Below are 25,009 nucleotides of genomic sequence, written 5' to 3' on the forward strand. Positions count from 1 at the left end.
CGTGCGAGATAATGTTGGGGTAGGGGCAGAATCTAAGTTATGCTTTGTCGTTATGGGATTTGGGAAAAAAACAGATTATGAAACTGGAAGAACACTTGATCTGAATGCAACGTATCGGGAAATAATCAAACCTGCTGCAATTGCAGCAGGTTTGCGTTGTATCCGCGCGGATGAAGTTATGCATTCAGGGCATATTGATCTACCAATGTATGAAATGCTATTACGCGCTGATTTAGTGATTGCTGATATTTCGACTGGTAATCCTAATGCTTTGTACGAGCTAGGTGTACGCCATGCGCTTAAACCATTTTCCACTGTTATAATGAAAGAAAGTAAAGGGAAATTGCATTTCGATCTAAACCATACAAGTACCTTTACTTACGATCATCTAGGGGAAGATATTGGAGCTAGTGAAGCAAGGCGTGCCATTCTAGATTTATCTAATCTAATCAATGAGGTGCTGGATGTTCAAAGACCTGATAGTCCAGTTTATACTTTCATTCCACGCTTGATCCAACCCAAGATGTCTGATGAGCAAATTGAAGCATTGATTCAGCAGAGTGAACACAGTGAAGAACAATTTGCATATGTACTTGAGTCTGCAGAATCTGCATTACGTTCTGACGAATTCAGCGCTGCTATTAATAATTATTCAGCGGCTTTGAAGATAAAACAAGGCGATACCTATATCATCCAAAGGCTTGCATTAGCCACTTATAAAAGTGAATTGCCATCTAAAATATCAGCTCTGGTTAACGCGCTCAAAATTATTAACGAACTATCTCCAGATGATTCTAATGATCCTGAGACTTTGGGTATTGCAGGCGCTATTCATAAGCGTCTTTGGCAAGTTACTCAAGATGTTGCTGAACTTGACCTTGCTATTAAATATTATGGAAGAGGCTTCGATATTAGGCGGGATTATTATACTGGTGAAAACCAAGCTATTTGTCTTAATTATCGTGCAGAGATTGAGTCTGATACCGTTGAAAAAAGTTATTATAATGTTAGTGCTCGTAAGGTGCGTGAGGAACTTGAGAATATTCTTGATGCAATTATTAACTCTTCCAGTTTTGAAGAACGTTCTGATCAAAAATGGGTGTTGGCTTCAATGGCAAATGTGCTACTTAGTTTAGGCAGGGTTGATAGAGCAAATTCATTTGAGAAAAGGTTTCTTGATTTTGGGTCTAGTGGACGGTTAGCTCAGTGGGAGATAGAAACGTTTATAGCCGGGAAGAACGCCATACTAAAATTTACGGCATAAAAAGCATAAAAATTGATTGCATCTGTAGCTTTTTGTTAGCTAATTGTAATTGGTTATCTTGAGTGTTGATATGAGATTTTTAATGACATTTTTATTATATCTATACCTCATTGGTTTTTGATGAAATTAAAAAGGTGTGAGAATGAAACTGCTCTAGTTTTAATTTAATTAAAAATTCATGTCTTAAATTTATATGCAATAATTAACCATGATAAATGGTTGGTTTTATTTTTTCACTTTATTTTCCTATTGTTATAGGGAGATCTCCTTTGGAAAAACAAATTAATAGTTTGAATCAAGAAACTCCTCATCGGCGTACAAATGCACTGGTTTTTATTAGCCACGATACACGCGATGCTGAGATTGCAGAAGCATTTAGTCGTTTGTTAAGTAGTGTGAGTGCTGGTGTTTTAAAATCATTCCGCTCTTCTGATAAAAAGGGAAATCAAGGAATAGAATATGGTGTTGAGTGGTATCCCGAGATAATGAAAAAGCTGGAGGCATCATCAGATGTTGTTTGTTTACTGACTCCAAATAGTATAAATAGACCATGGATTCTATTCGAAGCAGGAGTAGCTAAGGGAAAACTAGACACTCCAGTCCATGGGATTGCTCTTGGTATTAGACTTAATATTGCTGCAACAGGACCATTTGCACAGTTCCAGAACTTGGATGATGATGTTGATTCATTGACTGCTCTTGTAATTCAGTTAGTTCGTCGTATACCTAATTCAGAACCTGATCATGAAGTGGTGAAAACGCAAGTTGAAGCATTTAAGCAAAAAATTGCTGCATTTCTTGAGAGAAAAAATGAGATTGATGTCAAGGAAGAAGAAAACGAGGATTCATCTGTTGCAAAAATATTTGAAGAGATAAAAGTAATGTTTCAGGATCTTCCTGCTCGTATAGAGAAGCGAATTGATCCAAATAGCCCAATAGCACGCAGACGAAACAGAAGGGTTCACCCTAGAATGCTAGATGAGATTATTCACATGTCTAGCAAGGAGTCGGGGGGGAATATATCCATACTAATTGTAGCGAGTTTTTTGAAAGAAGATTTTCCTTGGATTTATGAGTTGGCGCTAGAGACATATAGAAAACTAGAGTCCGGTCACCCAGGAGCCTTTGAAAATCTTAGCCAATTTATTAGAATTTTTGAACGTATAACTCATGGACCATTGTTATGGGAAATGGGTACGCGCTCCAAAGACCAAATGTTTGAACTTGAAGAGTTGATGATGCATTCACGGCATCTGCTTGGTAGAACTCTGGAACGCCAACGAAGGACTAGTAAATCAGGCAGTATGGACGACTCAGAAATAGGGCAAGAATGATTTTTGAAGTTGGTAATTGTTCTGTGGCCAGTGATAAAACGGTGACCTAACATATAAGATTGAACGTAATTTAGGCTCACAAATATTTCTTAAAGCTACCCACAGTGAGATTTACTGCAAATCCCAGCAATCCAGCACCAGGCAGCAGAATCATCAGCGGATGAACCGATACCGGCAGTGCCAGATAGGCTACCCAGGGCAGCACAGCCAGCGGCAGTAACGCGGCTTTTGCCCTGTGGTAAACGAATCCTGATTCCCGACCCGCGCCAAACTTGCGTACATCGCGCCGCACCAGGCCATCAACCAAGCCCACAAACACAGCCATGACAATGAGCGGCAATGTCAGTACCAGCACCAGCAAGCGCACCATGAACGTCAGTGTGGTGAAGACTGCGGCGATCAGATAGTTTTCTGACCACACATAGGCTTGGCTTACGAAGTAGCGTAAGTCGCGGCTGGGTATCTGGCTGGTAGCACGTGCATGCTCGGCGGTCTGCTGCATGCGCTCAAGTAGTCCGGTCTTGATGAACATCCATTCATAGCCAGCGTCGATGAGCTGGTGTGCCGTGCGGCCCGGCTCCTGCACGATGACGCTGCGGGTAAAGTTATTCGACAGGTGTCCCAATTCGTACTGCAGCATCGCCTGCGAGTGTTGCCAGCCCTGGTCTTTCCAGAACAGGTGCATGCCTGCGCATTCCACGATGATTGAAATCAGCAATGAGCCAATCAGCACACCCACTAACCTGAATGGCAAGGTGATGACACTGGCCAGCAGGCTTTTCCGGCGTGTCTGCTGATGTTGTGCCGTAGCTGCTGGATCGCTCATGGCGCTTTACTCTCGTCGATAATAGGGTCGGCATCCTCATCAAGCAGTTCAGGCGGTAGCGCTTGCTCCTGTAGCGTAGGTGAGCCCTGGTTCTGCCACCATTGACCGGTATCGGTGTAGCTTTGACGCATGTAACCTGCCAATTGCTGAAGATCGGTTGGCATGATTTCATCTGAATCGGGGGCGGGCAGGGGCATGCGGACTTTCCACAGGTTGCCACCTTGCAGCAGTGCAAAGCATTGCCCTTTTGGAAGTTGAACAACGTGTGACGGCTCAATCATCGGCACGCTCGACATGCTGATGCGATCCTGCGTGTTGCTGGTGAAGTCGGTTTTGGTGTAGATATCTGAACTGTCGGTTGCGCCGCTGACCACCGTGGTGGTGTAGACCTCCACCTTGGGCAATTGCTTGGTGAGCAGTTCGGCGGTGGCTGTCTCGCGCACGCGCAGCATGAACAGGTTATTGAAATTTCCGACGACTTGACCTGCTTTGGCGCGATTGCCAATGCGTGCTTCGATATCGCTCAGGGTTTGAGTGTAGGCGGTAACCTGGATGCCGGCACCGCCACCCTTATTGATCATCGGGATGAATTCGTTACCCATCAACTCATTGAATTCATCGGCATGAACGTTGATTGGTACTTTGGTGTCTGCTGATGCACCGGGCAGGCCGTCGTCGATACCGAATTTGTAGATGTGGCCGGCCACAGAGATCATATCGCTGAACATCGAGTTGCCCACTGCGGCGGCGACTTCGGCATCAGACAGCGCATCGAGTCCGACGTAGACTACCGCGCGTTTCCTGATGATTTGCATCCAGTCGAAAATCGGCCTGGGGTCGCTCAGATCCGAATAGTTCGGTGCCAGCAATTGGGCGATTTTGCCGCTGGTGAGTTTTTCAAGCAGGGGCAGCAAGCTGGCGACGATCTTGTCGAAATAGGTTTTGTCGTAGCGAACCGCCGATCTCAAGCCATCCAGTACGGGGTCGTAGTTACGGGCCTGACTGAGGTATTGTTCAAGGGCGACCACGCGCTTTTCGCGGCCGATCATGTTTCGGGGAATATTCTTCTCGTTTAGCTTGGCTTCAATCTGAACGATGACTTCCCAGGCCTTGGGTTCCGTTCTGGCGAAGTAGTGCTGGGCGTATTCGATGAACAAGGCGTCGATATTGATGACGTGGCGCTGGATCAGCATGTAGTCTGGTCGTTGCCCCAGTTCAATCAATGCCCTGGCGATGATGTTGACGAATCGCCAGGCAAATTCCCGAAAGGCCGCACTGTTTCCCTCTCCCGATAGCTGGCCCGAGATACGCGTCGCGACCTCGGAAATTCGCCCGAATCGGCCTACCGCGTTGTAACGGGCGCTGATCTCCGGCCACCCCAGATGGAACACATAGAACGCGTTCTCTCTGCCTGCGCGTCTTGCCTCGACGAACATCCTCTTGAGCAGATCTGCGTCTCCTTTAGGATCAAAAACAATGACCACTTCATGCTCGCCGAGGTGATTCTTTCGACGAATGTCCTGGGTGATGAACAATTCGGCCAGCCGCGTTTTACCCACGCGTGTGGTGCCCAGGACGAGGGAGTGTCCAACGCGTTCGCCCAGCGGCAGGCTGACATCAACTTCCTCCGGTTCGATGCCATGCAGGCGCGGCAAGCCGCCAACAGGCGGTAATGGCCGTACTGGATTGAGCGGGATATCCCAAGTTGTGAGGCAGGGCAGTAGCGACAGCGGAAAAGGTGCGAACTCCAGCCGTTCCTCCAGGCGACGTGCCAACTGGTAGGCGGGTGTCGGCTCCACATAGCGTCTGAACTCGGGTCGGTAGGTCTGCATCAATCTGTGGGTGTGCTTTTGTTCCCAGCGAAACCCTTTGCCAATGAACAAGCGTTGTTGGCTGACAGGCACATTCCTGCTCGTCATCACGTAACGTGGCAGGCGACGGATATTGCGGCGGTAGCGCAGGATCACCTGCGCATCGCGCCAGCGCAGTACGCCAAAGATCCCGAAAGCCAGTGCGCTACCGATGCCGATATCCGGACTCAGCGCGAGCGACCACGGTGCAGCTACGCACAACAGCGCGGCTCCGGCACAAACGGCAACAGTGTAGAGCTCCACAGGGGGGCGCAGCAGTACCTCGACCGGCTGAGTCTGTGCCATCGTGTTATTGCTCAATACCCGTGCTGGTGATGAGCACGGGGTAATGTCGCAGGTCAAGGCGTTCGGCCAGGTCATCGGCTGCAACGGGCGCAAGCTGCAGGCCCGGCGCGGCTGTGCGCAGGCGTACCAGACCGTCCTCAGTCTCTACGTTGACGACCAGACCGATGGCACCACGCTCGCGCAATGATACGCCTTGGCGTTGCAGCCACACATGCGATGCTTCATCGTCGCCGACCAGGAAGAACGGCTGCAGGCCAGGAGCGTCAATGATCCGACGTGCTACGGTGCCGGGTGTGAGTTTCGGGCTACGCACTGGCAACATGTCCGCTTCGGTGGCTGGATTGACCTGCACCGAGGGGAGTGCAATAGGGGGGCGTGGCGTACCAGGTGAACGTGCCTGAAGGCTGAGCGCTTCGTAGTACGGCAGGGCGGATGCCCCGCCCAGGTCTTTCACCACGATGGGCGGTTGTGCCGCGTGCAGCAACGGCGGTACGGTGGTGAGGGTCAGGAGCAGGCCGTATACGGCAGCGATATGAGGCATCATGGGGAGGTCTCCTTGCTGATAGTCGTGGCGAACAATTGCTGTTGTGGCCCTAATACGCGCTGAAGGTGCTGCGACACACTGCGGCGGTAGCGTGCCGCCGGAGCACCTCCAGCGGGTCGGTGGTAGCGACCAATCGCCAGCAGCCAGTCTTCGCCGGGTGTGTGCTGCTCTTTGAGGATCTGTGCCGCGACAGCCAGGTTGTTGTACGGATCGAGTAATTCGCAGGGTTGGCCGTAGCGGTGCTTCTGCCAACCGAGATTGATCTGCCCCAGGCCCACGTCGATGCGGGTAGGTGGTACGTCTTGTAGCGCCTGATGCACTCCTGCGCAGGCTTGCGCCTGGCTGGCATATCGGCGTGACTGGCCGGCGACATTCAGAGACCACGGCCACGGCACGATGCGTTCTCTCCGGTACACGCCACTTTCCTGCAACGCCACCGCATACAGGACGACGGAGGGAATACCTGCGCGTTGAGCGGCCAACTGGTAGGCGGGAGGAGGGATTTCCTGCGCCTGCGCCAGGTTGGTCAGCAGCAGGTACACCAGTAGTAAATTCAGGCGCTGCATGGCGTTCAGGGCTGGCGTTGCCATTGACCATTGATCTGTCTGAGACTGGCAGGCAGTTCTCCGGGCATGCCCAGAGACAACCAGCGGCCGGCATCGTGGTTCAGGGTGATGGCTCCATTACGCACCCGTACCGGGTCGATCCGGGCACGCTTGGCCCAATCGCGGATACGCGCATCGTCTTGCCGCGAGCCGACCATGTACAGATCGAATTCAGTACCCGACGCTTGCAGGCGTTGTACGTGCTCGGCGCACGTAAGGCAGTCTTCTTTGACGAACACTGCCGTGCGGCCGCTGCCGGTCATTGCGTTGCTGTTGGGGGCGGCATCCGGCAGGTTCACTCGCTGCATGCCGGGGTTCAGCCTTTGCCAGGCTTCATCGTAAGCGCGTTGATAGGCCAGCAGCTTTTCAACACGATGTGCTTCTGCCTGTACTTGCAGTTCGGCATAGCGTTGTCGTTCGTCGTCGCTGCGTGCCTCGATGCCCAATGCTGATAGTGGGTCGAGGTTGGGTGAATATGTGCCGAGCGGCCCCTCCATGAGTTCGCGGTAACGCTGCCATTCTTCGGCGTTCAGGCCCCAGTCCTGGGCCAGGTGCGCGTCTCGGTGCTGTTCGACCCGAGTCGGTACGATACGAGACTCCATAGTGGTGGGCTGCTGTGCCATCGTGGGGAGTGGAAGGGCGGTCACCGCAGCAGCGATAAGGATCGTCATCAGGCGTTTCATGGTCTTCTCCATCAGGGGATCGCCAGGCGGCGCGTCTGTCCAGCGCGGCTGAAAATTGCGGTGTCACCCTCAATGGCATCCAGTCGCCACTGGCCCACGGTTTCGCCGAGCGACACAAGCTGGATTTGTGTGGATGACAGCTTTCCGCTGGCAGGTACCAGCGAGACCATGCGTTGTCCCGCACGCAGCTCCAGACCCAAGATGCGGAGCGGAAATGGCATGTTCCTGGGCGCTGTCGCTGCAGGGCTGGCAGTGCTGTGGGTGGTTGGCGGGCTTGGACGGGCAACGTCCTGTTGAGACTTGAGCCGCTCAAGCTCGTCACGAAGGGTTTGCACGGCTTGTGTGGAAGCCTGGTTTTCCTGCATCTGCTCGATTTGAACGAGGCGATTTTCCAGATTCTGCTGTAATTCCCGTAGGGTTGTCGCGCTGGCAGGGAGAGTGTGCGTTTGAAGTACCTGCATGCTGTCAGCCAGCTCTGCCATGCCTGCTTCCAGTACGTGAACTTGCCGCACGCTGGCATCCACCTGTTCACGTTCAGCAAGGTTGGCTATCGCGCGATAGCTCTGGCTGATAAAAACAGTGAGCACACTCAACCACGCATAGATCAGGAACCAGGAGACTGCGGTTGCCGTGCGCTTCAGCCTCGTAGGTGCGTTGTTCATGGTTGACCTCCTGCGGACAGGGTCGCTTTACCTGCCTTGGCGGCCGGGAGGTCGCTGGAAACTGCACCGACCTCGCTATCTGTGCTGGCGCGTACAAAGCACACCTGCCGCACCCAGTCATCGACCTGCATATCCCACGCTGAGCCAGCCAGGGTCAGCAGAGCGTCACGTAGGGTCATTGGCCCCATGTGCAGGTGAGCGGCGGGGAGCGGAAGTGAATACAGTTCAATGAGGGGTTGTGCTGTTTCACAGAGCTGATAACCGCTGCGTTTGAGCACATGCCGCAGGCCATCACCGACGGTGGCACGGGCGTCTTCGGGGATTGCCACGTCAATGACCTGTAGCAGCAGGTCGCGCTGTGCCGCGTTGGGTGCCAGTTCTACAAGGGTATAGCGCCCGTAGCGCACGATTGGGATGAAGTTCGGCGTCGCGTCGGGAACCGAGGAGACCGCTTTAATGGGTGGTGAGAGGGGCGGGGCAGTGGTTGTTGTGCATCCGCTGCTCAAGGCTGCAATGATCAGCAGATGACTGACGAACAGCCGCCGGGTTGAGTGTGTGGGTGACATGGTTCAGCTCTCTATGGCGATGAGCTGCTACCTTCGTCTGAGGCGTGGGTTTGATCAGCAAAGAATGCGGATTGGGTGCCTTCCTATTTTGCGTCATGGTGCAGGACGTGAGGCGTCCGGGTGTGGGCACGTTGATGAAGACGCTGGCCTACAAGCGGGCCGAGGTGAGCCGAACCCTTTGGCGTATTGCGCAAGATGTTCAACTTGGCCGCAGTATGAGGACTGCGTTCGGACGGCACGAATCCGTGCCGTCATGTTCTGATGTATCCGCCTGAAATCGGTTCTGGTATATGTGGAATTGACTGGAACAGGGAATTTCAGACACTCCCGGGAAACAGTTTATGAAGGTAGCCTCACAGTTCTTTGGTAATCACCATGGTCTGGTTAAAGTGGAGCGGTAATATGCAAAGTTATTTAGGCAGAAGTAACAGAAACTTGAACGGAATTCTATAATGTCAGTTATCAGTCAGAAATGGCCATTGAGTGGCTATGACGCTTCGGGAGTTCCCCCCAAATTCTCTCCGAAATTTAAGAGGAAAACTGATGAGCAATGAGCTTTATGTCTCTGTCGATGTCGAGACTTCTGGGCCGGTACCGGGCATTTATAGCCTGCTTTCCATAGGAGCTTGCCTTGTCTCGGATCCAGTTCAGTCAATCTATCTCGAGCTTCAGCCTGACGGCCTAAAGCACGATCCGGAAGCCATGGCAGTAACAGGCCTTGACCTCTGTACGCTCGAAAGTGAAGGACTTCCCCCGCAGGTGGCGATGCTCAAGCTTGAGCAATGGTTGACTCAGGTGTGTCCTGCAGAGCAGAAAGTCATTTTCGTGGGGCTTAATGCTCCATTCGACTGGTCCTTCATCAATTACTATTTCCATAAGTATTCTGGGATGAACCCCTTTGGGTTCACCGCAATCGACATGAAGGCGTATTACATGGGGCTTACCGGATGCCTCTGGAAGGAAACCAAATCCTCCCAGATGACTGCTCGGTTCAACCCCATAAGCGTACCCAGCCATAATGCGCTAGACGACGCACGGTTTCAGGGGGAGCTTTTCGCTCTTATGTTGGCAGAAGCACGTAACCGTTAATCCGAACCGAGCCCCCAGGTGGCTTCAACATACCGCCCATCCCTGAAGGACCAAGCCTTTATGCCATCACTGCTACTGGAGTTGCCCACAATGATTGCCATCGGGTGCGGCAGTTCTTGGGTGTAGTGCGCGGCGAACCGAGAAAAACTCCCGATATCAGTGGGGGAGATCATAGGAATGCTTTGTGGGTGCGTATGCCAGTACCCCACCAAGCGGAGACCTACAGCATTAGCCTGCTCAATTTCCTTTCGGCAGCGATGAGCATTCAAATCTAGCCAAGTCCTGCCTGCTCGATCATCTTTATGAGGGGGCGTCGCCAAGGCGAGTACCAGTCCGGTAGCGCTTGAGGGGGCGACGAATAGCTGTCCCCCACGCTCTACTTCAAAGCGCTTCTGCCTATAGCTTTCCAGGAGACTCGCGACCTCCTGCGATACCAACAGAGGAGTGTTCAGCCCAGGCCAACTCCATTGCCAGGCGATCGTCGTCATTTACCTCTCTCCAATGTCTCCGGCCAATGGCGCTCCAACTGAGCCTGCTGAATTCCGGCAGGTAGATCAGGTCCAAGGTATTTACCTCCCAGCGTCACCACATCATTAGGCCTATTGATGCTGCTGACCCAGCTCGGGCTATCGATGTTTCCGCTCAACACTCGTAATGCAGTTTGAGAAACCATCGAAGCAATGTTCACCATTCCAAGAGAACCTCCTGGGATGAAGCTCTCCCCGCAGGCGGGAAGAGCGACGACTCCACCTTCCGGCCACTCAGTGAACTTGTGCTTAAAATCACCGTTGTCTGTGAACAGTCCTCGAGCATCAAATGCACCAGATGGCGCTAGGAGCGCATGTCCCACCTGTGTATGAGGCTCACTCCAGGCCTGGAGTAAACCCCAGGAGACACCATTCGACTTGGCCCCCCATAGCGCCACCTCCGACTGCCAGTCCGCGGTAGTAACCACCACAAGATCCGCCTTATCAAAAACTTCGGGATTCTTGTACATCACTACTTCGGCGAAGGTTGCAAACGCCGTGACTTCCGTAGTAGGCAGGTCTTTGCGAATTTGCTCCTGAAGCGCTTTGGCCTTGGAGAGACTGAGGTCATCAGCACCGAGCACATGTCTGCCAAGATTTGCCGAGACCAAATGGTCCGGGTCAATGAGTGTCAGATGGCCAACCCCCGAGCGAGCCAACTGTAGGGCAACGGTGCTACCCAATGAGCCTACGCCAACGCAAACGACGTGAGCTCCTTCAAGTTTCTGCGCTACGCCACTGAGGTCACGAGACAAGATTTCTGTTCGATCCAGCACATCCAGCGTCGTTGCTCGGATCAGAACTGGGGGGTAATTGACCGCAACTGCAGGTCGGCGCCGCGCTGATCGCAGGTAAAACTTCGATCCTCTATCCAACTGCGGGCCGTATGCGCGAATGTTCAGGCAGTAGATTGGAGCATTGGAATCTCCTGGAAGCTCCAAAGCAATCCAACGATTGGGTAGCGAGCCACGCTCATTGAACCAAGCTAACAGCTGAGTGCTGTCCTCAGGGGTAAGGTGTGGCATGAGCCATGTGAGCAGTAACTCTGGGGCTGGAAGACGTAGGTCCGGATAACTCTGAAGCTTCGCGTAAAATCCAGGGGTCTCCGGGGCACGCATTCTTGGAGAACGTCCAATCGTGCGCCTGCAGTGTTTTTTGAGTGATGACAGATCCGTTGCGAGCCAGACTGTCTCCTGGCCAGAAGGCAATGTTTGCCTAGGGTCGCTTAGAGCAAACAGCTTCGAGGCGGCTTGGGGGCGATCAAGAAGAATGAGGTTCTGTAGTGACAGTCCCTGCTGCCTAGACCAGTAGGACGTGATTTCACGCTGAAATTCGGCGTCCCGGGTAGCTGCGCATGATCCCATTCGGGATAGGTTAACGATCTTGCGTAATCGAGCCAGGCTATCCGATACAACATATTCGGGGGTGCCCATCACTGGGCGCTCCTGGAAGCCATGAAGGCAAAGCTCGACTTCCATGGCGTGGGGCCATATAAGCCATGGCGAAGGCTCGACAGTAAGCCTCAGCCCGCTGCGGGGGAAATTCCTCGGAAAGCCGATGCGTAAACGTCTCTCTGCGCCCGTATAGTCTACTGGCAACGGAAAGATGTAACTCGCAGCTTCGTCAGCCCGTGTAGCAACAGGCTGAAGCAGAGCCAGTGCGGCATCTTCGCCAAGAGCGCCTCGCAGTGCGGCTATACCCTGCTGCAGAAGCGTATCGGTGTGATCAACCAAGACGCCCAACTGGCTTCACATCCTCTTGAGAACTCGCTGTTCCGCTGAGACCACCAAACAGGGCGCCCATCGACGTGGAGTTTCGGGTGGTTCCGTCCGGGCGGCCAGGCATCGTCCAGTTGGACGGAATTTCTCTGTTCACTGCCGAAATGAATGCGGGGCCCATGCCAAAGTTTTCCTTCACTGCTTTGGCAAAAGCCTCGGCAGAATCGAAGCTTTCAAGCCCCAGCGACACTGATGCGCTAGCATTCTCGTGCCATTCTTGGAATGCCCGGCGGTAGCGCTGCCCATCAAGCGGTCTATTCCATTTCTCAGCAAAGTTCTCGCCGCTGTCTGCTGGATTGCAGACAAAGCATTCGTTCCCCCTGTGTTTAATATGATCCGTCATCCTCCGGACGATTTCGAGAATGGCGTCCAGTGGCCTTAACGGTGCCGACTGAGATTCTTTCGCCACGTCAAGGTAGGCGTGGGTAGCGAGCGTGGTGATGACTGCTGAAATCGGGCGATGGTCTGCATTTTTGGTGCGGATAGCCCACTCATCTCGATGTCGCTTCAGCAGCTTAATCGTTGCTCGAAGTGGGTCTTGATCGAGGTAGTCCTCATACTGTGGCAGCGGATCCTGAGTTGCAGCATCAAAGGTGCGTTGACTTTTTGCGACGACCAGATGCTCCAACGAAATCGTCTGTTTTGAAGCCACTTGCAGCCAGTTGGAGTAGGGGATCGGGCTGCTCGCCTTCCAGCCAGTTACCCGGTCTGGCACTTCCAGCTTACCTTCGCCATTGCTCTGAGAATTCCCATTGATGGCACGCGCCGGTGTGACATCAATATGGAAGCCAGGATTCTCATCGGCATAGATGATCCGGATACCCCGACGTAGCTGTTTGATTTCTTCTTGGACACGGCTGCCAGCCTTGAAGCGCTCCTCAATAGCATCAAGAACTTCTTGAGCCCCAGCTCCCTGGGCATGGGGGAGCCAAATAATGGCGTCCGCATCGATGGTGTCCAGATCCTCGGGGGCTCCGGAAACGGGTTTAATCGTCGTCTTCAGGCGCATGGAGCCTTGGACAAAAATATGTGCTTCCGCCAGTAGTGGATTGTCGGATGCGTTGAGGATCCGCTCCAGTTTAGAGTACCGGTTGTTGATCTTCTTGTACTGTGCTTCCGACAGTGAGATCTCCCTCGCGGCGCGGAGCAGAAAGTGCTCCCAGCTCCCGCGCTTGGTTTGTTCATTGCTTATGGACATCAACGAACCTCCTGGGCTTGGTGGCCCAAATGTAGTGTTGGCGTGAACCTGTTGTGGTTGTCTTTATCTCGATCGAAAATCAGGTAAGCGTGTTGGTGTTGCGTTGTGAGCAAGGCACCGAACTCAATTGCCAAAGCAGCGGGAATCGCCGCAAACACATGGATTGTGTCTGCAGTCATGGCCTCTAGCTGGCTCAAATGTGTTTGTAGCGCGTCGCGAAACGCGTGTATTACGCGACGATTCTGAACCATCGCGTAACTGGGTTCGGGTATAGTCAACTCTGCGATACGCGCACCAGGCAGAGCCTCTTCGACATCGCGAGGTGGAACCTGAGCGGAAATAGACAGTACCAGAGCAATCGGCCCCTCTCCATCCATAGGGGGGCTAAACAGAAATTTTGGTGGTTCAGCTGACTGATTAGGCCAACGTAGCTGGTGCTCTCGGTTGTACGAGAAGAGCAGGCGCTTGGATCGATCACCTAAGGATTGTCCCAGCATTATCAACGCAGGAATATCTGCTAAGCCCACCACTGCCAACGTAGGAGCATCACCATAGGTTCCGCCACGACGCGTTAGCTGATGCTCTAATTGATGCTGAACGCTATCCTGAATGCTCTGCCAGTAATGGGCGTCCCGGCCCCGATGGCTTGGGGCAGGAAAAGTGATCTTGATGGGGTGATCAAATGCAGTCAGTCCCTCTGAGGACATTGCAACCAATAGATCACGAACAGGGATATCGTTAATTGTCGCGAAATGCTGGCTTTGTACAATTACTGGAATAGCTCTTCCTCCGTCAGGAGTGGTTGCTGCCAGCCGGACACGCTCCAAATAAGCCTGATGAAGCCCGCTCAGGTCGCTTTCTGGATATCCATCAGCATCGCGATCGATCTTGTCGTGACAGGTTGGGCAGAGCAGCATGAGGTTTGCTGTGTCGCTGGTAAGCGACTCAGCCTTCGTCTCGTCATGATCATCGCGACCCCTAGGGCCCTTGGGACTAGCCGGTAAAATATGGGCCACTTCGCCCCACCTCATTGGCTTTCCTGCACGATAGTCGTGCATAAGATCCACTCCGCAAAGCTCACAATGACCCGCAGATTGGATCCAAACAACACGTTTTGTGACCTCATCAGTGTTGTAACGGCCAGTGGCAACCTTAGCGTTTTCTTGTTTTCCCACTTGATCTCCTTGAGACATCCGTATCATTGCGTGCGTGTGCTTTACGATCTTATGGGGTCTCTAAGCCAGAATACAAGGGGGGGAAGTAAAGCGGCAAACAATAAAGTTCTCCCGCTCAAAACCTTCGGGTGAGAGTCGCTATATCGTGCATAAAAGCTCCCCACCCTACACATTCGAACATCCGCAATGAGTTGCAAAGCGGAGCATCTTCCCTTGTATCTGATGTTGTACTTTCTTTGTTTTAGATGGTACGCGAAGGATTGGGCTGCTATGACGAACAAGCTCGCTGTCTCTGGGCAGTTTTCACCACCGCAGCGCAACGTGTCATGTGAAAAAGCCGGCATCCTTGCGGAACGCCGGCAAACAGGAATATCAGGCCGCGACAAGTTGCCGGGCCAGGGCGACTTCAATAGAGTCGCCATCTTGATTAAGCACATCCAGTCCTGACTCAGGAACGTCTCCTGACGTGCTCTGAGAGACCAGAATCTTCTTCGCCATCAGGGCCAGGCACGTCATCTGCGACGTGGCCGCATACCCCAGGTAGATCACCTTCACCGGCTGCTTCTGACCGATACGCCAGGAGCGTCGTGCGGCCTGCTGCAGTGTGTACACGTTGTACCCTGATTGCATGAACACAATCGTGGGGAACTCCAGAAGATCCAGCCCTGTTTTGACAAGCTCCGGGTTGGTGACGAGGACATCGATGCCACGGTCGAGCTGTTCTGCAATCCAGTCTTCACGGCGACTGGCATCGACGCTTGCGCGCAATACCGCAACCCGAAAACCTTCTTGCTCCAACAGTATTTTCAGCCTGCTGGTGGTATCTCGCGTGCCTGTGTAGACAGAATAGGCCAGGATCTTGCGCCCCTCTGCCTTCTCCTGCTTGCAGATGTCGATCAGTTCCCGCTCCTTGGGCATTACCTGCAGCTCGTTGAACTGGGCAGGGGTAAATGCCAGTACCTCTCGCGTACGCGGATGGCGAACGGTTTCGGTACGAAAGCAGCAGTCAGACCAGGCCAACAGCACATTGAGCACCACGCCCAGCAAGGTGGTGTCCCGCTTTCGCAGGGCTTCCTTAAGCTGAGCCGTCAGGCTGGCAGCGAGCTTGCTGTAGGTATCGCTTTGCTCGGCGTCCATCGCGACTTCCCTGAACTCTTCGTCATACGGGGGCAGTACGCCACCAATGTCTCGGAGTTTGAGGAAAATCGTGAAGGGCAGAACGCAGCGCAGCACGCCCTTGGGGCCGAACCCTGGCGCTTTGACGGTTCTGACGGTGACCTTCGAGCCTTTTGCGGTCTTGTGGGCCGGGCCGTCGCTCTCGGAATAGATGTCCTTGAGGACGCCATGATCCCGCATGAATGCCATTGCCGCAGCGTTCATGCTGCCACTGGTACTGGGTCGGTAGCCGTCTTCGATCATACGTCCGGGCAGTGCTCGGAACAGCAGATAGAAGAGATCGGAAGCGTAGCCTCCCATCAGCGTGCCGGTGAGCAGCAACGTTTTGCGGGTTTTGGCCGCAATAACGCCCATGGCCTGACCCTGTGCGGAACCGCCTGTCTTGTACTCGTGGGCTTCGTCGGCGATGAGCAAATCGAATGTGCTTTGCGGCAGATACCGCTTCACAAATTCGCTGGGTTGATAGCCGCCCTCACCGAAGCCGAACTCCATACTCGACATGGCGCGTTCCATGCGCTGAGCCTGCCGGTCTGAAAAGACCAACTCCCCTCGATTGTCCATCAGGTTGATGAACTGGTGGAAGTTGTCCCCAAGCATCGAGGCCAGGAATGAATCGCCAAAGGTCTTCATCAGTTTGGCGGCTGTGGCTTCACCAATGGTCGGAATGCGTTTCAGCGCCCGCAGTACTGCTGCGGATTGATCGCTGCCTGACAAACTGCGTGGTCGCATCAGTGTCCAGAGGGCACTTTTGCAAACGCCACACTTGCGACGCACTTCCTCTGCGTCGAGTTCCAGTGCGCTGACGGGCTCACCATCAAGGGTGTTAACCATGGTGCCGCAGTGTGGGCAAAGCCCAACGGTGCCGTGACGGGTGCGTTTGCGAACGAATGCAGGCTTCCAGTGGAAGCTCATTCGCATGCGCACACGGCCAATGATGAAAAATTCCTGTCCATCGGCTGGCACGTTCAGTTGCTCGCGCAGCTTGATCAGTTTGAGCAGCGTGTCCGGGCCGTTGAGCACCCAGACTTTGGCTCCCGTGACGGTTTCGAGAATCTCCCGTCGCCATTTGTAGACCAGGTGCGGTGGGCTGAGCACGAGTGTGCGGCGATAGCCTTCCGCATTGAGTACCGCCGCCAGCGCGATGCCGACAGTGGTTTTTCCTGTCCCCATCTCACCATTGACGATGGCCGCGCGCTCGCCCTGATTGACGAGCAACTCGGCCGCTGCATGCACGACCTCAGCCTGGGCGGGGAATAACTGTCGCTTGAGACTGGCAAGAATGCGTTGTCGGTTTGCACGTGGCACACCGTTGTAGACCGGTGGATTGGCCCGGTTGAGAGAGTCGAGCAATTCATCCCCGAACTCGCTGACGAAATCCTGCATGCTGATGGAGAGTTCGTCGTTCGCAGGGCCGAACAGATCACCGGTTTCGGGTGATTGCGTGACGGCAGGGGCCGCTTCGATTTGTATGCTCATGGTGATGCTCCAAAAAATGGGGCATGCACCGCCCAGGGGCGATGTATGCCCTGATGGGTAAGAGAAATGAGCTGGTGTTGAACTCGGGTTCAGTGGCCAGCAGTGTGTAGGTGGTACTGCTTCCCCTTGCGGGGATTAATGGATGGTGAGAATCCGTCCCAGCGTGGCTGAGTTGGGAGACAGGTCCCATGCTCTGATGACGGGCACGAACTTATCGGTGAGAATGCGCGTTTCGGCGATTGAACCGTCATCGCGTTCGCAATACTCGGTGCTTGTCGCCTTCTGCTTGTAGGTGTCACCCTTGACCGCAAGTGTGCGGCCGCTTTGGGACTGCACGACGCCGGAGATCGCACCCGCTGCCAGGGCCAATGCCAGGTGCCATTCAGATAAAGCACGAGCAGGCGCGCGCAGCGACTGCTGCGCGGCACCGAGGTGAGTCTCGAACGCTGGCCACAAACCTCGCAGACGCTGTACTTCTTCGGCGAACTGCATCGGCTCCATGCTGATGCGATAAAAATGCTCGGGTTCGGCCTGGGTGCCTGGCACGATATAGGGAAGCGACGTCCACTCGGGCGGCAATTCCTCTGCGTCCTGTTCTCCCTGCCCGATTTGCAACAACCGGGCGCGGGTGGACTTCACGTCTTCACTCGCCAGATCGCGCTGGCGAGCACGACGACCAAATAGCACCACTTGTTTGAACTGTGTATCTACCGCACGGAAGACACGCAGGTCGGCGAAGTGGCGTGTGAGCCAGCCCACCATTTCCTGGTCGAGCACATAGAACGGAATGATGAAAACGAGAATACCGTGGTACTGCAGCAAGGGCAGTGTCCGCTGGTAGAACAGCTTTTCCAGTCGGGGCCGGCCCTTACCGTCGTAGCCGATGTTGCCGTTGGCATCTCTGGATAAGTCGCCGTACGGTGGATTGAGCCAAAGCAAACCGAATGCCTGACGCGAGATGAGGGTATCCATCAGGTCGGCATGGATGCAGTGATCGACCAACAACCGTGCATGGCTGGCGCGCTCCTGATCGTACTCGACAGCGTACGAACGGGTGTGATCAAGCCCGAGGGCATGGGCGGCTTCGGCAATCACAACGCCTTCGCCTGCACAAGGGTCCATAATGCACATGGGCTCATCGCTGGGAGCCAGTGCGGCGAGTGTCCGTTCGAGCGTGGACTCATCGGTAGGGTAATAGCCATTTTTGGCAAAATTTCTGGCGAGCCGGGGAAACATGAGTGCCATAGGGATCTCCTGTCTGGCGATGATGAAAGAACGTGCAGGTGCCTGGTAAGGTGCGCCTGCCGTGAAATGATCAGACCACCGCGTGCGGTGTCCAGATCTGTGACGGATAGGGGTAGGCCGTGAGAACGCCGTTACGAATAAGCTCGCCCAGCGCATCGGTGAGTGCTGGCACGTCCAGTCCAAGGCGAAAGCCCTGCAGCGGCCCGAGAGCGATCGGTAGCTCATGGAGCATGTCGCGGCTGCGCAGTAACTCCAGCACGGGCGTTTGCCAGTGGTCGAGCAATGGCAGCGGACATGTATCTTTGACGAGTTGCCACAAGCGAACGGTCGGTTCAGCAGCAGAGCGCGGCAGTAGCGCCAGTGCGCTGGCTGTGCTCTTGTCAGGGCAGATGCAACGCTGGTCGAACAGCCACAGATTGGTGAGCGATCCAAACAGCGTGCGGCGATAGTTGCGGGTCAGACGCTTTTCAAGGCGCTCGACCGAAGGGATGAACACAGGTACGGAGCCGCCGTGCTCTGTGATGAGGTGAAACTGGTTCAGTCCATCGTCATCGCGGCCCAGTGTGAGTCGGGCGATAAATTGCTGGATAGCAGTATCCCGCGCCCAGATTGAGACAAAGACCAGATCGCCATTCTCGCGGCAGACGCAGGCATCGACCATCAGGTCAGTACATTCGTCGATGCGGAACAACGGTTGCTGTAATGAAGATTCGGGCATGGTGGTGTCCTCAATAAAAAATTGAGGGGCAACACCGCCCTTGGGGCCGTGTTGCCCCAAGGGGATGAAAGCGCGTGAGCCGTTCAGCTTTCACGTTCGGCGAACGAACCGTCAGCCTGATGAATGACTACACGGTTGCCGACATTGTTTTCGGCATCACGCAGAACTTCGCTGAACATGCTCTCGGGCACGGTGATCTGAAAATGCAGCAACACGGCACGGTAGTAATCCAGGCCATTGCCAAATGGATCACGCTCTTGCAGGTTGCTGTACAGATAGATGTCGTGTTCGTCACACGTGTCTTCCTCGACCGGTTCTTCCGGTTTCTCAATGACGAGAAAGAAGTACTGCATCGGACGATCCCAGCCGAGGTAGAGGGTGGTGGGAAGACCCTGGTGAGAGGTAGTGAAATAGTGCCGACTCATGGTAAGGCTCCTGAAATGAAAAGACCGGGAACCTCCCCTGCGGGGAAGACCCCGGCGGGTGGGAAAAGCGCGCAGCGGTGGCTGGATGAATCAGGTCGTCAGGGATTCAGACTGGCGGTTCCACTGCTGGGCCGTGGCGTCGAACGCATAGCTCAACTGGCTCAACCGCGCGACTTGCAGGCGCAACGTGCGGCGGTCAATGGTTGCGTCCAGCTTCACCGATTCACCCAGCGGCCAGAGGATGCCGAACAATGCCGCATCATCGCTATCGGGATTGTCCGAGGCCGCTACAGTCGCGGAGGGTGCATCGACGCTGAATGGCGTGGTGTCGACCAGTGGGTCCTGGGTGGCTTGTACAGGGGCAGGCCTGGCCTTGGATTTGGACGTTGCGGTTGGCGTGGGTACGGGTTGAGTACCCGATTCCTCATCAAGCGGATCGACATCCTGCGTGGCGAAGGCGCGAGCCTCTGCTTTGCTGAGTTTGTCGATACCAGACAAGGTCATGCCATCCAGGTTGGCCCGGATCTCGAATCGCATGCCGTCGCCGACAGGATAGGCTTTCGGATAAATATATCGAATCGCAAATTCACCCTCATACTTTCCTTCGGGATACTGCTCCAATTCGGGATCTTTGACATGGAACAGCCCAAGGTGAGTGGTGAGACGACCGACGGTGAACCGACCGTTACGACCGGATATTGTGCGGATTGCGAGTTGGCCGCGAACGATGATGGGGGGAGCGGATTGAACGGCTGCTGTAGCCATGGATAATCTCCTGGGATGCGTTGTACTACCGATAACCTTGGGAAAAGAGACAAGACCCCAATGTGAGGTCTTGCCGATCGGCTTAGCGTGACGTGACGAGAGCGGGCTCTTCTTCTACCGAGGATTGCGCTTCAGGTTCGGTTATACTGGGCGTCGTAGACTGCATATCCACGCTGTTATCAGAACTTTCTGACGCAGTGGATACCGCTGTAGCATGCTCGGAAGAGGGAGCCTGATTGGCAGTGGGATAGACCAATTGGCCATCGATCTTGATCAGGCCAATATGGATCAGTTTGGACTCCAGACTCGCAGCCGGCTCGCCGGCATGCTCGCCCTTCGTGCGAAGGTACGGATCAGCTTTCATGTCATTGAGACGAAAGGCCACCAGTACCTTGCGCTCAGCCTCGACGGCCTGCACGCAACGGCGCACCAGATGTTGAGCCTCCGGTGTGGTCACGATGGTGTTGATGTACCGGTATTCCGGTTCTTCGACAGGCCCGGCCAGCGCACCAATGGTGCATGCGAGGAACGGATCACCCTTCTTCGGTGTGACGTCTTTGGGCCGATTGAGGTAGCCAATGCCCCGAGTGACCAGCTCGTACTGTTCGATTATTTGCAGTGCGGCAGGGTCGATCAGTTCAGCTTTCAGGAGTCGTCCCTTGAGACTGGCTGCCGGTTCACCCTTGCGCTCACCGCTGGGGCGAATGAATGCATCACTCCACAGATCCCCCAGCCGGAACTTGATCATCGGACGCTGCTTTGGATCATCAATGCCGACATAGTGTTCGACCAGTTTTTTAGCCTCGGCACCTGTGACTTTGACATCAAAATAGCGGGTGGTCGGTTCTTGGGCCGAGCCGACCAGCGCTGCGATGGTGCAGGCCAGGAAGGGTTGAGCACGTCGGCCACCCCGCACGGGAACTTCCCGTACGCGTTGCAGACGACCGTAACCTTCGGTGTGCAGATCGAAATAGGCCTTTTCGCCTGAAGTAGAATGAGTCATGGTGAAATCTCCATTGAAAATGAAGCGGAGACACACCAGGCCCGATGGCGAGGGTGTGTCACCCCGCGATGGGTTGATAAGGCGAATGCATCCACTACCGGTAGAAGCCGGTGGTCGTCCGCGCGAGGATGCTGTGCGAACTGGCTCGGTCATGCGGTTTTTGCCGCACCGCAACCTTGGAGACCGTGGTTGCGTGGCATGTCGCTGACAACGTCAGCAAAACATGCCGACAGACTGCTTGTGCCTCAATGGCGAGGCGACAAGAAATGCGGACTGGGGGACTCCCCATTCCTGGAGTCTTGTATGGGGCTACTGATGTGAGCCAAGGTAGTCGTTATCGAAACCGCTGATACTGGCGGGCGTTGCTCCTGAAAATGTGAGGAATAGGGAAATCTTTGGGTGATAGCTGGCAGGATGGTACATAGTGGACTGGAGAGGAAGAAGCCCCATAAAGGGGCTATGGGAGACGGAGGTCAGTTGCTATCGGGGCTTGTCGCGACAACTTGCAGGAAAATCTGTGTTGCGGTAGCGGACACTTCGAGATCACCAGCACCATCCAGGATGCCGGTAAACACCCTGTCGCCAGGTTCGAAAAACTCACCAAAATCATCGCCACCGAACTCAGCGCGTGAACGCTCCCACCAGTCGTCGAAGGGCGCAACGTCAGGGTTGCAGCCAATTGCGTAGGCGATCAGCTTTTGACGCCCATCGGGATGGCGTTCACCATGCTCGGCGAGCCAGTAAACACCCTGATCCTTGACCAGGATGATGCGGCACTGATTGGCAACAGCCTCGGCGATGACGGGCCGCAATTCGGCTCCTTTGAAGCGTAAAGTCATACACGTTACTCCTGAGAGGATGGTATGCCGGGCAACACAGTGAAGAAGTGTTGTCTGGGGCGGGGGATTGGTGCGTATCCCAGTCGAGGTGCGATAAGTAAACGATGCTGGTCAGATAACCACCGTATAGACGGGTTGTCTGTCGCGTCATGACTTGCGTCGCAGCGGCTTTTGAATGGTGCGCACACGTATGCGACGCCAACTGTCATCGTCGATCAGCCTGAACAGTACGTCTCCGAGGGTATCGAAGAACACACCGTCAACCTGTTCAACCAACTCTCCATCGTGGCTCAGCACTACGGCATAGAGGTCGTCGGCGCGTTCGTATTGCACAGTGACGCGGCCATTGAATTTCGCCGTGCTTGTGTTGAAGCTGATAGCCGGTGGTGTAGCGATGATGTCCTTGGGCAGTGGATCAACCCAGGTGAAATCCCGCGCCCCCGCATCAACCAGCAGGTGCGTAATCCGACGAAAACCATCCGGTGCCGGCAGCTCCTCCAGTTGCCTGATCAGTTCCTGTAACTCCGGGCAGCGGGGTTGCGGGATCGGAAGCTTGGCGGGGGCGGAGCCGAGGACATACGTCTGGAGCTTGTAGGGCTTGCCATCAGCGGTGTATTCGGTACGCTCTTCGGGGGTGTCTGCGCGAAGACCGTCGAAGCGATGCCGTGCGTAGGGTTCGACCTGCACCTTGGCTCCTTCGTCTGGATCTTCGGTCACGAGCGTCCGGTCAAGCACGGCGAACTCGATTCGACCCGTCTTGACGACAATGGCATCCTCCGTCCTGGCGATGATCTTTCCTTCAAAAGGCTTGGGATCAATGTGAAAGCCCAGTGTCGACACCTTGGGCTGGCCGTCAAAAATTTTGAACCTGAAACTGCGGGCATTGGAAGGAACGTGGTCACGCACCAATGACTGCATCTGATTGCGAATGGTTTGATGATCCATGGGAAAGTCTCCAAAAAAAGGAGCTCCCCAGCCACAAGGGAGGAGAGCCCCTATGGGTGGAATGAGAAAATAACGAAAGCCAACACACCGTCGGCGTGTCGCAGTCTTGATGGCCTTGACTGCCTGGGATGTTGCCAGCTACGCCGGCGAACATGTATTCAGCATGACGTGGCAACGGTGCGTGCGTGTGGAACAACACGCATCAGGACGTGCCCGTATTGGTTAGCGTGATGTCACTTGGGTGTCTGCAATGCTTGGAGCAGACGCTGACCCAGCCAGGCCACGCATGGTACGGCCATGGAGTTGCCGATCGCTTTGTAGCGGGGGGTATCAGCAGCAGGTTTGCCGCCGCGATACGGCACCAGCGTCCAGCCATCCGGCATGCCCTGCAAGCGTTCGCATTCGACGGGCATGAGCCGCCTGACCTTCCATTGCTGCCAGTTTTTTCCATCATGCTCAAGAGGCGTGTAATGGAAGTGCGCGTCAGGCGGGGTGACGCCGAACACGGTTGGCATGCCCTGACCGGGCTTTCCGCCGCTGGCGAGCAGCGTGCCAGCGATCTGGCCGTGACCCGATTCCAGGCGCAGTTCGCCACGCCCGTTCTGTGCAAAGGCGATGGCAGGCCAGGCCCTGGTCCGCAATGTCGGGGTGACGTCTTTTACGGCATCCGCGCCATAGTCCTGAGCGGTAAAGGCCATCATCGGGATACCTTTGTTGGCACCATCTTCCCTGTAGTCTTTGCCATGCGTTGCCGGGTTCAGTGTATGGCTGAGGGAGCCTGCCATCGACTGCACCAGGAAGTTCTCGGTGCAGATGTCATGTTTGGAACCGGCTGCCATCAGGCAGGCCGCCACGTTGACTGGCCCTGTACCGCCAGCGAAACTGAATGTTGTGACCACCTTGTCATAGGGGCTCAGTCCGACATAGTCGCTTGCTGTCGCAGGGCCTGCTCCAGCAGCGCGGGCAGCTTCTTGCCACGGCGAGCTGCTCGCATAAGAATGCCCGCGCACGCTGTCGTGCTCAAAAAGTACTTCGCAGGGATCGAGGTCGTCTCGACCACTTGCCACAAGAAACACACGCTTGCGGCGCTGGGCGACACCGAAGTGTTGGGCGTCGAGCACCCGCCACGCGAGGCGACGGCGGGGTCCAGACACGTGACCTGCGTGCGCCCATTTTTCCCCTGGCGGGTTGAGCGCATGGCTTTCTCCGGCCAGTGCGCCCAGCAGGCAGCCAAAGGCGTTGGAGCGGTCACTGAGCACGCCAGGGACGTTTTCCCAGACGATCGTGGTGGGGGACTGATGATTTTTGAGACGGATTTGGTCGATGACATTGGCAAGCTCCACGTAGCTGAGGGTTAAGGCACCGCGAGGGTCGCTCAGTCCCCGTCGTGCGCCGGCAATGCTGAACGCCTGGCAAGGTGTCCCGCCAACCAGAATATCTGGGGCGATGACCTCGCCAGCGTGTACTTGGTTGGCGATGTGCGTCATGTCGCCGAGGTTGGGCACATGGGGGTAGCGGTGTGCGAGCACGGCACACGGGAAAGGGTCGATTTCCGAAAACCAGGCGGCTTTCATACCCAGTGGTTCCCAGGCGAGGCTGACTGCCTCGATGCCACTGCAGACGCTGCCGAATTGCAGTACATGGGGTGTAGGTTGCATGTTCATGGGGTCTCCTGTTTTTTGGTTCAGGGCCACAGGCCCAACCGTGTGTGTCGTAAATCAGGAGAAAAAGTGTCGGGGACCTGCTGGCCTCCGACTTGGTAGGAATAAACCACCTGTGGGCTGTTTCAGGATGTGGTCGTCGTCAAAACCATTCACTGTCGCAGCAATCGCACCCGGCCGTTATCGTGGTTGTGGCCGGAATCCTCTGGCATGTATCCACACACAAAGGGAGCCCAGTTTTTCGCCGTTGGGCGCGGCAACGAATACCGTCATCCCCGAAGGGTTTCCTGATGTCTGGCCTCTCAAACAAGGCATCAGGAAACCCTTCAAGGAAGGCGGAAGTACTGGA

Annotated in this window: 23 protein-coding genes; 3 read left to right on the forward strand and 20 right to left on the reverse strand. The window is 54.9% G+C overall.

Annotation, left to right across the window (positions count from 1 at the left end; translation table 11 throughout):
* The first annotated feature begins 1 nt into the window (after position 1).
* On the forward strand, positions 2-1,264 hold the full coding sequence (locus tag Q3A88_RS04825) for a tetratricopeptide repeat-containing protein (protein WP_249665173.1): 1,263 nt from the start codon (positions 2-4) through the stop codon (positions 1,262-1,264).
* Between the two features lie 269 nt (positions 1,265-1,533).
* Positions 1,534-2,598, forward strand: coding sequence for a toll/interleukin-1 receptor domain-containing protein (locus Q3A88_RS04830; protein WP_249651827.1), 1,065 nt, complete (start codon positions 1,534-1,536; stop codon positions 2,596-2,598).
* Between the two features lie 76 nt (positions 2,599-2,674).
* Here the strand turns inward: Q3A88_RS04830 and Q3A88_RS04835 are convergent, their stop codons facing one another.
* Genes Q3A88_RS04835 through Q3A88_RS04865 form a run of 7 tightly spaced genes read right to left on the reverse strand, consistent with a single transcriptional unit; the run spans position 2,675 to position 8,640 of the window.
* Entirely contained in the window at positions 2,675-3,424 is a 750-nt protein-coding gene (locus Q3A88_RS04835) for a TIGR03747 family integrating conjugative element membrane protein (RefSeq protein ID WP_249651828.1), read from the reverse strand.
* Positions 3,421-5,580 (reverse strand): type IV conjugative transfer system coupling protein TraD, encoded by a 2,160-nt coding sequence (gene traD, locus Q3A88_RS04840; RefSeq protein ID WP_317177508.1) that lies wholly within the window; start codon positions 5,578-5,580, stop codon positions 3,421-3,423. Before traD ends, Q3A88_RS04835 begins: the two co-directional genes overlap by 4 nt.
* A gap of 4 nt (positions 5,581-5,584) precedes the next feature.
* Positions 5,585-6,124, reverse strand: a complete 540-nt coding sequence (locus Q3A88_RS04845; RefSeq protein WP_317177509.1) for an integrating conjugative element protein — start codon at positions 6,122-6,124, stop codon at positions 5,585-5,587.
* Entirely contained in the window at positions 6,121-6,714 is a 594-nt protein-coding gene (locus tag Q3A88_RS04850) for a transglycosylase SLT domain-containing protein (protein ID WP_103182602.1), read from the reverse strand. The genes Q3A88_RS04845 and Q3A88_RS04850 overlap by 4 nt, the downstream gene beginning before the upstream one ends.
* Positions 6,696-7,412: a TIGR03759 family integrating conjugative element protein gene (locus tag Q3A88_RS04855; protein ID WP_317177510.1), complete on the reverse strand. Its 717-nt coding sequence runs from the start codon at positions 7,410-7,412 to the stop codon at positions 6,696-6,698. Before Q3A88_RS04855 ends, Q3A88_RS04850 begins: the two co-directional genes overlap by 19 nt.
* A gap of 11 nt (positions 7,413-7,423) precedes the next feature.
* Complete coding sequence (locus tag Q3A88_RS04860; RefSeq protein ID WP_317177511.1) at positions 7,424-8,074, reverse strand: hypothetical protein; 651 nt, start codon at positions 8,072-8,074, stop codon at positions 7,424-7,426.
* Positions 8,071-8,640 carry a PilL N-terminal domain-containing protein gene (locus Q3A88_RS04865; protein WP_317177512.1) on the reverse strand — a complete coding sequence of 190 codons (570 nt, stop codon included), beginning with the start codon at positions 8,638-8,640 and terminating at the stop codon, positions 8,071-8,073. The genes Q3A88_RS04860 and Q3A88_RS04865 overlap by 4 nt, the downstream gene beginning before the upstream one ends.
* 543 nt (positions 8,641-9,183) lie before the next feature.
* Between Q3A88_RS04865 and Q3A88_RS04870 the strand changes: the two genes are divergently transcribed.
* Positions 9,184-9,729 carry a 3'-5' exonuclease gene (locus Q3A88_RS04870; RefSeq protein WP_049825635.1) on the forward strand — a complete coding sequence of 182 codons (546 nt, stop codon included), beginning with the start codon at positions 9,184-9,186 and terminating at the stop codon, positions 9,727-9,729.
* Here Q3A88_RS04870 and Q3A88_RS04875 read toward each other — a convergent pair.
* From Q3A88_RS04875 to Q3A88_RS04935, 13 genes are all read right to left on the reverse strand, one after another.
* Positions 9,726-10,217 carry a Mov34/MPN/PAD-1 family protein gene (locus Q3A88_RS04875; protein ID WP_249651834.1) on the reverse strand — a complete coding sequence of 164 codons (492 nt, stop codon included), beginning with the start codon at positions 10,215-10,217 and terminating at the stop codon, positions 9,726-9,728. The two genes, Q3A88_RS04870 and Q3A88_RS04875, sit on opposite strands and share 4 nt — an antisense overlap.
* On the reverse strand, positions 10,214-11,689 hold the full coding sequence (locus tag Q3A88_RS04880) for a ThiF family adenylyltransferase (protein ID WP_249651877.1): 1,476 nt from the start codon (positions 11,687-11,689) through the stop codon (positions 10,214-10,216). Before Q3A88_RS04880 ends, Q3A88_RS04875 begins: the two co-directional genes overlap by 4 nt.
* Positions 11,690-11,981: 292 nt before the next feature.
* Complete coding sequence (locus Q3A88_RS04885) at positions 11,982-13,232, reverse strand: nucleotidyltransferase (protein WP_249651835.1); 1,251 nt, start codon at positions 13,230-13,232, stop codon at positions 11,982-11,984.
* Positions 13,232-14,407: an HNH endonuclease gene (locus Q3A88_RS04890; protein ID WP_025920338.1), complete on the reverse strand. Its 1,176-nt coding sequence runs from the start codon at positions 14,405-14,407 to the stop codon at positions 13,232-13,234. Before Q3A88_RS04890 ends, Q3A88_RS04885 begins: the two co-directional genes overlap by 1 nt.
* A gap of 372 nt (positions 14,408-14,779) precedes the next feature.
* Positions 14,780-17,059 (reverse strand): DEAD/DEAH box helicase family protein, encoded by a 2,280-nt coding sequence (locus Q3A88_RS04895; RefSeq protein WP_317177513.1) that lies wholly within the window; start codon positions 17,057-17,059, stop codon positions 14,780-14,782.
* Between the two features lie 135 nt (positions 17,060-17,194).
* Complete coding sequence (locus Q3A88_RS04900; RefSeq protein ID WP_317177514.1) at positions 17,195-18,304, reverse strand: DUF6094 domain-containing protein; 1,110 nt, start codon at positions 18,302-18,304, stop codon at positions 17,195-17,197.
* 70 nt (positions 18,305-18,374) lie between these two features.
* Positions 18,375-19,022 (reverse strand): hypothetical protein, encoded by a 648-nt coding sequence (locus Q3A88_RS04905; RefSeq protein WP_317177515.1) that lies wholly within the window; start codon positions 19,020-19,022, stop codon positions 18,375-18,377.
* Positions 19,023-19,105: 83 nt separating this feature from the next.
* Positions 19,106-19,447 carry a hypothetical protein gene (locus Q3A88_RS04910; RefSeq protein WP_317177516.1) on the reverse strand — a complete coding sequence of 114 codons (342 nt, stop codon included), beginning with the start codon at positions 19,445-19,447 and terminating at the stop codon, positions 19,106-19,108.
* Between the two features lie 90 nt (positions 19,448-19,537).
* A complete protein-coding gene (locus Q3A88_RS04915; RefSeq protein ID WP_249651841.1) occupies positions 19,538-20,212 on the reverse strand; it encodes a DUF3275 family protein in 675 nt (224 codons plus the stop codon).
* A gap of 82 nt (positions 20,213-20,294) precedes the next feature.
* Positions 20,295-21,215, reverse strand: a complete 921-nt coding sequence (locus Q3A88_RS04920) for a DUF3577 domain-containing protein (protein ID WP_317177517.1) — start codon at positions 21,213-21,215, stop codon at positions 20,295-20,297.
* A gap of 473 nt (positions 21,216-21,688) precedes the next feature.
* Positions 21,689-22,054, reverse strand: coding sequence for a DUF3085 domain-containing protein (locus tag Q3A88_RS04925; RefSeq protein ID WP_005966940.1), 366 nt, complete (start codon positions 22,052-22,054; stop codon positions 21,689-21,691).
* Between the two features lie 147 nt (positions 22,055-22,201).
* Positions 22,202-22,999 (reverse strand): GTPase, encoded by a 798-nt coding sequence (locus Q3A88_RS04930; RefSeq protein ID WP_317177518.1) that lies wholly within the window; start codon positions 22,997-22,999, stop codon positions 22,202-22,204.
* Positions 23,000-23,232: 233 nt separating this feature from the next.
* Positions 23,233-24,663: a DNA cytosine methyltransferase gene (locus Q3A88_RS04935; protein WP_317177519.1), complete on the reverse strand. Its 1,431-nt coding sequence runs from the start codon at positions 24,661-24,663 to the stop codon at positions 23,233-23,235.
* Between the last annotated feature and the right edge of the window lie 346 nt (positions 24,664-25,009).

Origin of the sequence: Pectobacterium sp. HCp5_1 (assembly GCF_032905925.1) — a bacterium.
Classification (GTDB): domain Bacteria; phylum Pseudomonadota; class Gammaproteobacteria; order Enterobacterales; family Enterobacteriaceae; genus Pectobacterium; species Pectobacterium brasiliense_A.